We start from the raw sequence: 10,736 nt of genomic DNA, 5'->3' as shown, positions 1-10,736 counted from the left end.
TTCCCTTGGCGCAGTTTTCTGCGCCGTGGAGAAAGAACTATCATGCCGAAGATGAAGAGCCACAAGAGCGCGGTAAAGCGATTTCATGGTACCGGCACCGGAAAGCTGATGCACCGGCACAGCAAGCGGCACCACTCGATGGTGAAGAAGAGCCCTCAGTGCCTTCGCCGCCTGTACGCCGAGTCCGTCCTCGATCCGGGCAAAGCCAAGGCCCTGGGACGACAGCTGCCCTACGGAGCCAACTTCTAGCTTAAGAGCGAATGAAGTAATCGCAGACCCTCGCCGCCCGGAGAGACGCTACTCAAACAGCGCCGGGCTGGAAACCGGGAAGAAACAGCGGCTGGACGAGCCGCGCCCGATAAGGAAGTAAAGAAGAGATGCCTAGAGTCAAGCGTGGCGTAATGGTCAAAAAGCGCCACAATAAGATCATCAAGCAAGCGAAGGGCTATTTCGGCTCTCGCAAAAATGTATTCCAGACAGCCAATGAGGCCGTCGCCAAGGCCGGAAACTACGCCTACCGTGACCGTCGTGTCAAGAAGCGTGACTTCCGTCGCCTGTGGATCGCCCGTATCGGCGCTGCCTGCCGCAACGGTGGCACGCGATACTCGACGTTCATCTACGCCCTAAGTCAGTCGGGTATCGTCCTGGACCGCAAGGTTCTCTCGGATATGGCGATCAACGATCCGGGTGCCTTTACCGCCCTCCTCAAGCAGGTGGGCGTCGCGGGCTAATCCCGCCTGTGGAACAAAAAGAAAAGCCCGTGGCATCCGCCACGGGCTTTTTTTACACCAGCACTACAATTAAGCGATCTCCTAGCGACAAGAGAGTACGATGACAGACGAACTAAAACAAATCGAAGCAGAAGCGCTCGCTGTGATTACTGCGTCAGAGAGCACCGCAGCACTGGAAGAGGCCGATATCGCCTATCTGGGCCGCAAGAACGGCAAACTCACGGGGATGATGCGCCAGCTGGGGAGCCTGCCAAATGACCAGAAACCGCTCTTTGGGCAGGCACTCAACGAGGCCAAGACGCGGGTTGAGGCGGCGCTAGCTGAGCGAAAAGCCGCGCTCGCTGCCGCGGAGCTTGCCGTTCGTGAGCAGGCCGAGGCGATTGACGTGACCCTGCCAGGGCGGGGGCGCACACCGGGGCGCTTGCACCCGCTCACGCGCACATTCGCCGATGTCAAGCAGGTCTTTCTCGGGCTGGGCTTCACCTTTGTGGACGGCCCCGATGTCGAGGACTATCTCTTTAACTTCGACTGGCTCAACTACCCGCAGGATCATCCGGCAATGGACGAGCAAGACACGTTCTATGTCGAGGGCGGCGCGCCGTCGGGACAGCCTGGCGCGTGGCTGTTGCGCACTCACACCACCGGCTCGCTCCAAGGCCGCAACTTCAGCAACCTGCCTGCGGTGCCGTTCCGTATGGCCACGATGGGCCGCTGCTTCCGCCGCGACGCGATGGACGAGACCCACTCACACACCTTCCACCAGATCGACGGCTTCTCGGTCGCCGAGGGAATCTCCCTCGCGGATCTAAAAGGCGTCTTGGCCGAGATCGCACATGGCCTCTTCGGCCCGGATGCCATCGTCCGATTCCGCCCCGACTTCTTCCCCTTTGTCGAGCCGGGTGTGGAAGTGGCCGTGTGGTGGAACAACCGCTGGCTTGAGCTGGGCGGTGCGGGGCTGATCCACCCCAATATCTTAAAACGCGCAGGCTACGACACGGAAAAGTACACCGGCTGGGCGTTTGGGCTGGGGCTGGATCGCATGCCCATGATCCGCTACGGCGTCAAAGACCTGCGGCTGTTTCTGGACAACGACCTACGATTTTTGGGGCAGTTCTAAGATGAGAATTCCACTAAGTTGGTTAAACGACTACATCGCCGTTTCTGAGGGCGAGCAAGAGGCCGTCGCCGATGCGCTGACCATGGCGGGACTGGAGGTCGAGGAGACGCTGGAGACGCCACACGGGAAGGTCTGGTACACCAAGATCACCCCGAACCGCGGTGACTGGGCCAGTGTCTACGGCACGGCAAGAGAGCTCGCCGCCATATTTCCTGAAAAGAAGCTCCAACCGCAACATCCCCCCCGCTCGGCGGGGGCAGGGGGGGGCGTCTCCATCCGCATTGATGACACCGCGAACTGCCACCGATTCCGCGCGACCGTGATTAAGAACGTCAAGATCGGCCCGACCCCGCAGTGGATTCAGGATCGCCTGACCGCCGCGCTGGGCGACCGCTACCGGATGATCAACAATGTCGCGGACATTACCAACTACGTCATGCTGGAGCTGGGCCAGCCGCTCCATGCCTTTGATCTCGACACGATCCCCAATAGCGAGATTGTCGTGCGGCAAAGCCGGGTCGGCGAGAAGCTGGTGACGCTGGATGGCACGGAGCACGAGCTGCCCGAGGGGACGCTCTGCATCTGCGACAATCAGAGGGCGATCTCCATTGCGGGGATCATGGGCGGAAAAGACACCGAGATCACGGAGGGGACGACCAATGTGCTGCTGGAGACCGCGCACTTTGACCCGTTCTGCGTCCGACGCACCGCCAAGAAAGTCGTGCGGAGCGAGGCGAGCTATCGGTTCGAGCGCTACGTCGATCCGAACTTAGTCGCGATTGCGGGCGACCGCGCGGCGCAGCTGATTGTCGAGCACTGTGGCGGCGAGATCGTGGGTGTGAGCGAGGCCGTGGCGCAGCCGACTCCCAAGCGACGGTTCCTGGCACGGCTAGATCGCGTTCGTGTGCTGCTGGGCGTGGACGTGGATCGTGATGCGGCGATTGCGGCGCTGACTCGGCTTGGTCTGGAAGTCGAGCAGTCCGCAGGGGCGCTGGACTGTTTGATTCCCGCATGGCGACCCGATCTGACTATAGAGGACGATATCGCGGAGGAAGTCGGGCGGATCGCGCTGGGCTACGCCAATATCCCCGAGAAGATCGCCTGGCAGATCGGCCAGCGCGGACAGGACTCGCCCCGAGCCGCGTTTATCCTGCGACTGAAAAACGCGCTCGTACAGCAGGGCTTGCAAGAGGTCATCACGCACTCGCTGGTCGCCGATGGTGGCCCCGGCGCACTACTTCTGCGCAACCCGATGGCCCCCGAGTACAGTCAGCTCCGCACCTCGCTGGTGCCCAATCACATCGGGATCGCCCAGCGTGCGGTTCGTGAGGGCATCCGCGACATTGCGATCTTCGAGGTAGGAAATATTTATAAGCCCGGTGCTGAGCCGCTACGTGTCTCTGGGCTAGTCTCTGGTTCGGCAAACGCCAACCTCTGGGCGATCAAGGGTGAGAGCTACCCGGCGGATTTCTACTATGCCAAGGGCATTGTTGAGAGTCTACTTGCGGGCTTGGGGATAGCGGCGGAGTATATCGCGGACACGTCGCCGTTTACCCATCCGTACCGAACGGCGAGCGTCTTGGTCAACGGTCAGAATATCGGGATGATCGGGGAGTTCTCGACGGCGGTGATCGAGGCCAACGACCTTCCCAAGCGGACGTGTGTCTTTGGTTTGGATGGCGAAGCGCTGGCGGCTCTTGCCCAAGAAACCAAAGTCGGGTTCTCCGCGCTGCCCGAGTTTGCTTCAGCGACCCGTGACATTGCGCCCGTCTTCTCCAAAGATATTTCCTACGATAAGATCGAGCAAGCTGCCCGTGCGAGCGCGGGGCCGCTTCTGGAATCCCTACGCCTCGCGGATGTCTTTGAGGATGCCAGCAAGCTAGGGGAGGGCAAGCGCTCGCTGACGCTTCGCTTCACGCTCCGTGCTCCCGACCGGACGCTCACGGGTGAGGAGATTGAAGCGACGCTGGCAGGTATCCGAGCGGCCCTCACGGCTCTCGGGGCCGAGCGGCTCTAGAGCGGCGTTTTCAGGGCCTCCGCGAACTCAAAGTAGAGGCCCAGAGAGTCGCGGGCATCAAAGTAGGCCATCTGGCTACCGTTGGCTCCGTCGCCGCGAAACACCAGCGGCACTCCCACCGCAGCGAGTGCATCGCGGGTGGCAGCCATGTTCTTCGTACGAAACGCCAGGTGGTGCACTCCCTCCGGCGCGTTGTCCCAGACACTGGGGCCACTGCCTGCCACGGGCTCGATCAGCTCGATCTGTACCTGCCCGAGATTAAAGAACGCGAGCTTGGCTTGTGCGCCGGTCGGTTGCCCGAGATAGGTGAGATCCCGCTCGTGACCGGGAATGGTCAGGCGCGTGTCGGGCACGGGAACCCCGAGCGCCTTAGCCCATGCCTGCCGCGCGACTTCCATATCTTTCACTACAAATGCGACTTGTGTGACAGGTTGCTTACCCAGTGGTGGGTTTAAGATCGCCTCCCAACGCGCGGTGTGGGTATCGTCGTAGTGCTCCGGTTCAAAGCCCAGCTTGAGGTAGCTCTGGAGCGCGGGCAGGCGAAAGTCCTGGGTTTCCAAGACAGCGCTCGTGCAGCCTAGCTCCCGAAATTTATGGAGCACGGCGAGAGTCACCAGCCGCCCGAGGCCTTTGCCCTGGAAATTTTTGTGCGCCCCGACCCAGTGTAAGTAGCCCGCATTGGGAAAGCGCTCCGGCAAGAGCCGCGCCGATGCCGTGGCGGCGAAAATGCCCGTTGCTTCCTCAACGAGAACCAGCGTTTCTTTAACCGTCAGGTCGGCAAAGAGTGACTCATGGGTCTTTTTCGGAGTCCATATCAGCTCTGGGAAAGCAGCAGAGAGCAGGCAAGCCAGCTCGGGAAGCTCGTTTGCCGTGACAGAGCGCAACGCAAAGCCCTCTGGCGGCGTCAGCTCAGGCAGGTTGTCGAGGCGCGGGCGGCACATGCGTAGGTGGGATAGCTCAGGCATAGCTCAGAGGTTTCTCTTTCGGATCGCGGAAGTTGGGGACACGGAGCGGCGTGCCGCCGTTGGTGATGGATGCTTCGGAGAGAATATCGCAGGCAGTCCAGGCAAGCGCGTCGTGGATACCACAGTTGGGCGACGCTTCTCCCCGGCAGGCGCGGATAAAGTCACGAGCGACAAAGTAGTCCCCGCCGCCGTGGCCTGCAGCAAGCGCCTCCGGGGGCGGGTTGCGCCAGTCGGCAGGGAGGTGCGTCTCGTAGAGCTCGCTGAGGGGCTGCCATTTTCGGTTGGCCCCGTCCTCGCTCTTACCTAGCCAGATCTGCGCGGCCTGACCGGGGAAACGGGTGGCTTCGTAGACACCAAGCGTCCCTTGGAGGGCGTAGTAGGCAGGCAAGTGGGGGCGATTGGAGAGCATGTCCAGGCGGATCTTGATCAGCTTGCCACTCGCAAGCTGCACCAGCATTAAGCAGGTGTCGTCGTGCGGGTGCCCCGGATCGGTGTGAACGCCTGTGCCGTGGCAGCTAATTGTCGCAATGCGGTCGCTCGGGTCGGCGGCGGCAAACCACTGCATCACCGGGCCAAGCGAGTGCGTCCCGTAGGTGCACCCACGCCGCCCCACTTGGTAGACCGAGCGCCAGGTCGGGGAGCCGTCGAGTGTGTGGTGGTAGTTTCTGACTTCGTGGAGGTACTCGCCTTCAGCAAAGTAGGGCACCCCAAAAAGACCCTGACGCACCAGCTCTTTTATCAGCACGACGTCTTTGCCGTAGCAGTAGTTCTCCGCCATCGCATAGACCGCGCTGCTCTTCTCCGCTGCGCTCAATAGCCGCCAGCACTCGTCCATCGTCACGCAGGCACTCACCTCGGAGAGCACGTGCTTGCCAGCCGCCAAAGCCTCGATACTTTGCTCCGCGTGGCACTGCATCGGCGTCGAGACCACAACGGCATCTACCGAGTCCAGCATCGCCGCAAACTCCGTGAAGCGCCCCGGAATCTCGTGCGCACTCGCATTGCGCTCTAGAGTGTCCGGGCTTGTGTCGCACAGCGCCGCCACTTCGACCCCCGGCAGGGCACGAAACGCCTTCAGGAACGCCAGCCCACGCTGCCCCGCAATTCCAATTTTCAGCATGCGCTCAGTTTACCTGAGAGCTGGGCAGTAGACCCCATGTGGAATAGAGTGGGATTTTAGGATGAACCCAGTGCTGATCCAACAAGAAAGGGCCACGGAAAAAGGTTTCGTATAAAAGCGCGCCTGAGTTGCTCTGATAGCCGTGTGGAAGCCAGTAATCTTCCGGCATAAAATTGCGAAATGATTTGTAGTTGCCCAGTGATGACAGAATCACATAGGCCGAAAAATAGGTTCCCACTGTGTACAAGAGCCAGCGCTTACCTTGCATCCAGAGCCTTATACTCAGGACAACCATGAGAAGTAAGAGAAGGGTTGCGATTAATACTTCGGTTTGTGGCGTATAGGGCATAAGGAGATTTTAGGTTGGCAAGAGAAATTTCCCTATCACTCCGGTGGTTTTTTATGACGCTTTAGTAGCTCGGTGAAGGCGGCTTGGACGCGCTCCTGTCGGTCTGGAGAGAGAGTTTCTGCGGGAGCGCTGCGAAGGGCAATCAGACGCTCACGAAGCGCGATAAGAGACTCCAGCGCGGCGCGGCACTGGGCACACTGCGAGAGGTGCAGCTCGACGTAGCGTTTTATGAGACCCGAGAGTCTCTGATCGGCGCGCGCGGTGAGCAGCGCCTTCATGTGCCAGCAAGGGCTCACTTATACTACCTCTTTCACGGGAAGCCACCCCTGGGCTGTGGCACAGGGGAGCAGTGCCTGGTGGAGAATCTGGCGGGCGCGAAACAGCCGCGAGCGCACAGTTCCCAGCGGGATTCCCAAAGCCAGAGCCGCTTCACTATACTCCAGCCCTTCAATATCTACCAGTAAAATCGTGGCCCGCAGGCCATCAGGAAGCGCGGCGAGGGCACGCTCTAACGGCTCATCCAGTGCTTGGGAAACCAGCAAGGTCTCGGCTGACTCCGACAGAGGTGGGGGCACTGTCTCGATGTCTACACCAGCGTCCCAGCGGTCGCGCCGCTTCTGGCTCAGAAAGCGATTGGTGAGAATGCGCATTAAGTAGGCCCGTAGATTCCCCTGATCGTGGTACTCCTCGCGCAGAAATGCCTCAAAAGCGCGAATCAGCGTGTCTTGCACCAGATCCTGTGCCGGGTCTTCATTGCCCCGCGTGAGGCGACGGGCCAGCCGGAGCAGATCCGTTGCCTGCTCCTGGCAGCGAAGCGCAAACACCTCGGGCGAGAGCAACGGTGTATTTCGCCGCCAGGGCAAGCGTGCCAGAAGAGTTCTCACAGCGTATCAACACCTGAGGGAATCAAGAAGTTCAATCCCCTCAGAAAAACCGCAAAACTACAGGGCACGACGGCGGCGCTTGAGGGCCAAGATTCCCGCCCCCGCCGCAAGAAAGAGCAGCGAGCCAGGCTCTGGTGCGGGAGAGGCACTGAACGAAATTCGGTAGATGGGCGTGCTATTGGTCAAGGCAGTATCGCTAAAGGTGTAGCCCGCTCCTGTTGTCAGTCCGTTAAAGGCAGTGAGCTCACTGCGGTCAAAGGCGACGAGACCACCCTCCGCAACCCGGGCGCTGTTGTTCGACCCGACGATAAAGGCTCCATTCAGAGGAATCGCAACCTCAGAGTTTGCATCCCATATTTGTGCAGCGGTCTGGTCTATCTGGGTGATGAGCAGGTTTCCACTGGCATCGAAGAGCTGGAATGCCATGGGATTGTCGTTGCCAAGAAACAGGTCGTTGCTTGGGATCACCATATTTGCAAACGTGAAGAAGCGATTATTTACTGACATGCTATCCACAATAAAAGTGCTGGATGTTGTCATTCCCGGAAATAGCGCTCCTCCTACGGAACCGATAACTGCACCTGGCTCTGCGGCGGCAAAAGCAGGAAGCCATGCCGAGCCACTTCCACCCTCTGCGACAGAGACAATTTCGGGACCAGCTACTTGACCTATATTGAAAGCATCAAAGGTTCCATTTCCAAAACCAAGACGAAGTGGTGCGAAACTAACACTATTAGTGGGTGCTAGATTTCTGATGGTGACAGTCACGGCTGTTGTACCCGCTATTGCGGGTGATAACGAGCCTGAAAGAGCTAAGATTCCTAAGCTGATTGCTGTTCTAGTGACTCTGGTTGAAAACATGATATGGTCCTCACGTGAAACGAGTTGGGTTTCTATAAACTTAAAGAGAAAAGCCGTTTTTGCTATTCACAGGAAAAACTCGCAAGTGGGATGAAAAGTTCAATGGTCGAAAAAATTAGTGATCTTGCTCGGTAACCAGATGGTAGGTTGGGGTATCTTTTGCACGAGGAAACCCTGATGAGCCAAATCACCATCCGACCTATTGATATCCGAAACATCTCTGACGACGACGCCAAGGCATCACACGAGCTCCGTGTAGCACTTGCTGCGGAGCGCACTCCCGACGATCCTGCGCCCAAGTGGGAAGATACTCAGGCCCAGCTTCAGAGCATCCCGACGTTTGTGGATGTCTGGGTCTGGTTTGTGGAGCAGGAGGGTAAGACGCTGGGAACCGCCGATCTAGGCGTGATGCGCGCCGATGAGAACCAGCACCTGGCGCAGTTCTCCATCAAGCTCCTTCCCGAAACGCGCCGCCAAGGGCTGGGAAAGCTACTCCTGAAAGAGATCGTGGCAGTGGCAGAGGCCGAGAACCGAACGCTGCTCATGACGGATACTGCCAGCACGGTGCCGTCGGGGGCAGCGTTTCTGGAACGGGTGGGGGCTACCGTGGGGCTGGAGTCGCACGTGAACCAGCTCAAGCTCGCCGAGATTCCGGGGGGGCTTCTAGACACCTGGACAAGCGATCTTGCCGACGGCTTTACGCCGGGACTCTGGGAAGGGCCGTACCCGGAGGAGAGCATTGAGGAGATCCTCCAGCTCTTTGATATCTTCAATACCGTGCCGCGTGGCGAGCTTCAAGTAGACGATTTCAAGCTAACGCTGGAACAGCTCCGTCAGCAGGAAGAGTCTCGCGCCAAGCGCGGTGTCGAGCGCTGGAGCCTGTATGTCCGCGACAACGAGACCGGTAAGATAGCAGGCTTTACGGAGCTAATGTGGAACCCCCACAAGCCGACATTCGCCCACCAGGGAATCACCGCTGTCTGGCCGCAGTACCGGGGCAAGCGCCTGGGCCGCTGGCTCAAGGCGGAGCTGCTCAAGAAACTTGTCGCCGAGCGCCCCAATGTGACGATTGTCCGCACCGAGAATGCTGACAGCAACGATGCCATGCTCAAGATCAATACCGAGCTAGGCTTCAAGCCGTATCTGGCGGAGCTGGTCTGGCAGGTGCCCACGGAGACGGTGAAGGGGTACTTGGGGTAGGTCTCTTTTAGCCATCTCCCCGGCTTCGCCGACCCTCTTCCCCTGACGCTCGTGCCTCGCTGGGAAGAGGGTTTGCCAGCCCCTCTTCCGGCGACGAAGGAGCGAATACGGGAAGAGGGGAGGTGAGGGACGAGCCGGGGAGATGGCCGCGAAGCGGGCGAGACGGCCCCTAGTGCCCCCCCAGAAACCGGCGCGTAGGGCCGGGATAGGGAACACTCTTGCCCTTGACGCTCTCCCAGATCACTTTGTTGAGCGTCTGCTCCTCGGCCTCATCGAGCTGATCGGGCTCGTCTAGGTCCATCTCGGCTGACTCTTTTGCGGCGCTGGTGCCCCCGGGGTTTTTCGCATTCAGGTCGATCTTGGGCGGGCGGTTGGTGTAGGCGGCAAGGTTGGCCTTGGTGCCAAAGCTGGCCCAGAGCGGGGTGGCGTTGGCATCGAAGACCGAGAGTGGGGGGATGTTTAGAATCAATTCCATTGAGCGCAGGAACGAGCAGGTGGTGTAAAAAGTGGAGTCCACGCGTCCCGTGCGGGTGTAGGGGGAGATGGCGAGACCAACCGTGCGGTGGGCATCGACGTGATCCGGGCCGTTCTGGGCATCGTCTTCGATAATGAAGATCGCCAGCTTGCTCCAGTACTTACTCTTGCTACAGGCCTCGACGATCTTGCCGATTCCCTGGTCGTTGGAGGCAACGGCGGCCTTGGGGGTGAAGGCTCCGGCGGTTGCGCCGCGTGTGTGGTCTTCCGAGAGGGCCATGACCATGAACTTCGGGAGGTTGTTGTTTTTCTCGAACTCGGCCAGCTCACGGATAAAGATATCGGCGGCTTTGTAGTCACGCTCGCTCTTGCCACGGGCTGTGGCCCACTCCTCGCTCTGGTTCTTGTCGGTGTGGTAGTAGTAGGTGCGAAAGCTCACCCCGGCGCGCTGGCAGGCATCCCAGATCTTGCCCGAGGGGGTCTTGGCGAGAGGGTCACCGAAATCACCGCCCTTGAGCGGAGGTGCGCCTTTTCCGCCGTACTGCGCGGGCCAGGTGCGCTGCATGACATCGGGAACAATGCCCGCGTTGCTCCAGTGGTGGCCGTCGACGCTCACCTCACCGGAGCAGTAGAGGTTGTCCAGGGTCACAAACTCACGCGCCAGAGCGTGATGATTGGGGGTCACGTCCTCGCCAAAAAGACAGAGCTTCTTGTCGCCGTTGCCTTTTTCTAAATCCCCGAGCACCTGGTCGTAGGTTCGGTTCTCTTTGATGATATAGAGCACGTGCTCGATGGGGGATTTTTCGCCGAGCTTGCTGGGAATCGTGCTACTGCCGGGCTTGGGTGGGCTCACCTTGGGGACGTTGGCGAGGCACTTGCGCGTGTCCTCGGCGAGCTGCTTAGCATCGGGTGTCTCGACCGTGGAGACGATCCCGGTGAGCAGGCTGGCAATGTAGGGAAAGCCACGGGCGTACTCGGGATCGGGTTTCTCGCTCGGATTCGGGCCGGTACCGACTCC

The 10,736-nt window shown here is 59.8% G+C and carries 11 protein-coding genes; 5 read left to right on the top strand and 6 right to left on the bottom strand.

Annotated features, from left to right (window positions below; all coding sequences use genetic code 11):
• The 4 genes from rpmI to pheT all read left to right on the top strand — a co-directional run.
• Positions 1 to 249, top strand: a 249-nt coding sequence (gene rpmI / locus RMO15_RS05240; protein WP_309708782.1) for a 50S ribosomal protein L35, incomplete at its 5' end; no start/stop codon positions are given.
• Positions 250 to 377: 128 nt separating this feature from the next.
• The gene (gene rplT / locus RMO15_RS05235; RefSeq protein WP_309708780.1) at positions 378 to 731 is read left to right on the top strand and encodes a 50S ribosomal protein L20; all 354 of its coding nucleotides are present in this window, start codon (positions 378 to 380) and stop codon (positions 729 to 731) included.
• Between the two features lie 100 nt (positions 732 to 831).
• Complete coding sequence (pheS, locus tag RMO15_RS05230; protein WP_309708777.1) at positions 832 to 1,848, top strand: phenylalanine--tRNA ligase subunit alpha; 1,017 nt, start codon at positions 832 to 834, stop codon at positions 1,846 to 1,848.
• A gap of 1 nt (position 1,849) precedes the next feature.
• A complete protein-coding gene (gene pheT / locus RMO15_RS05225; RefSeq protein ID WP_309708775.1) occupies positions 1,850 to 3,865 on the top strand; it encodes a phenylalanine--tRNA ligase subunit beta in 2,016 nt (671 codons plus the stop codon).
• Here the strand turns inward: pheT and RMO15_RS05220 are convergent.
• The 5 genes from RMO15_RS05220 to RMO15_RS05200 form a co-directional block, all read right to left on the bottom strand.
• Positions 3,862 to 4,830 (bottom strand): GNAT family N-acetyltransferase, encoded by a 969-nt coding sequence (locus RMO15_RS05220; protein WP_309708770.1) that lies wholly within the window; start codon positions 4,828 to 4,830, stop codon positions 3,862 to 3,864. The two genes, pheT and RMO15_RS05220, sit on opposite strands and share 4 nt — an antisense overlap.
• Entirely contained in the window at positions 4,823 to 5,950 is a 1,128-nt protein-coding gene (locus RMO15_RS05215; protein ID WP_309708769.1) for a Gfo/Idh/MocA family oxidoreductase, read from the bottom strand. The genes RMO15_RS05220 and RMO15_RS05215 overlap by 8 nt, the downstream gene beginning before the upstream one ends.
• A gap of 384 nt (positions 5,951 to 6,334) precedes the next feature.
• Entirely contained in the window at positions 6,335 to 6,595 is a 261-nt protein-coding gene (locus RMO15_RS05210; protein ID WP_309708766.1) for a zf-HC2 domain-containing protein, read from the bottom strand.
• Positions 6,596 to 7,183, bottom strand: coding sequence for a sigma-70 family RNA polymerase sigma factor (locus RMO15_RS05205; protein WP_309708763.1), 588 nt, complete (start codon positions 7,181 to 7,183; stop codon positions 6,596 to 6,598). It abuts the gene before it with no gap.
• 57 nt (positions 7,184 to 7,240) lie between these two features.
• Positions 7,241 to 8,044: a spondin domain-containing protein gene (locus tag RMO15_RS05200; RefSeq protein WP_309708760.1), complete on the bottom strand. Its 804-nt coding sequence runs from the start codon at positions 8,042 to 8,044 to the stop codon at positions 7,241 to 7,243.
• 177 nt (positions 8,045 to 8,221) lie between these two features.
• On the opposite strand from RMO15_RS05200, the gene RMO15_RS05195 reads away from it, so the two are divergent.
• A complete protein-coding gene (locus tag RMO15_RS05195; protein ID WP_309708756.1) occupies positions 8,222 to 9,244 on the top strand; it encodes a GNAT family N-acetyltransferase in 1,023 nt (340 codons plus the stop codon).
• Positions 9,245 to 9,413: 169 nt separating this feature from the next.
• On the opposite strand, the gene RMO15_RS05190 is transcribed toward RMO15_RS05195, so the two are convergent.
• On the bottom strand, positions 9,414 to 10,736 hold a 1,323-nt coding region (locus tag RMO15_RS05190), incomplete at its 5' end, for an alkaline phosphatase family protein (protein ID WP_309708753.1).

It is taken from the genome of Armatimonas sp. (genome assembly GCF_031410135.1).
In the GTDB taxonomy this organism is placed as follows: domain Bacteria; phylum Armatimonadota; class Armatimonadia; order Armatimonadales; family Armatimonadaceae; genus Armatimonas.
The sequence above is the reverse complement of the archived record's forward strand: the minus strand, read 5'-3'. Positions and strand labels throughout refer to the sequence as shown.

What these genes read in the sequence shown, in the direction of transcription:
- rplT (WP_309708780.1), top strand. Translation starts at nt 378, where the DNA reads ATGCCTAGAGTCAAGCGTGGCGTAATGGTCAAAAAGCGCCACAATAAG.
- pheS (WP_309708777.1), top strand. Translation starts at nt 832, where the DNA reads ATGACAGACGAACTAAAACAAATCGAAGCAGAAGCGCTCGCTGTGATT.
- pheT (WP_309708775.1), top strand. Translation starts at nt 1,850, where the DNA reads ATGAGAATTCCACTAAGTTGGTTAAACGACTACATCGCCGTTTCTGAG.
- RMO15_RS05220 (WP_309708770.1), bottom strand. Translation starts at nt 4,830, where the DNA reads ATGCCTGAGCTATCCCACCTACGCATGTGCCGCCCGCGCCTCGACAAC.
- RMO15_RS05215 (WP_309708769.1), bottom strand. Translation starts at nt 5,950, where the DNA reads ATGCTGAAAATTGGAATTGCGGGGCAGCGTGGGCTGGCGTTCCTGAAG.
- RMO15_RS05200 (WP_309708760.1), bottom strand. Translation starts at nt 8,044, where the DNA reads ATGTTTTCAACCAGAGTCACTAGAACAGCAATCAGCTTAGGAATCTTA.
- RMO15_RS05195 (WP_309708756.1), top strand. Translation starts at nt 8,222, where the DNA reads ATGAGCCAAATCACCATCCGACCTATTGATATCCGAAACATCTCTGAC.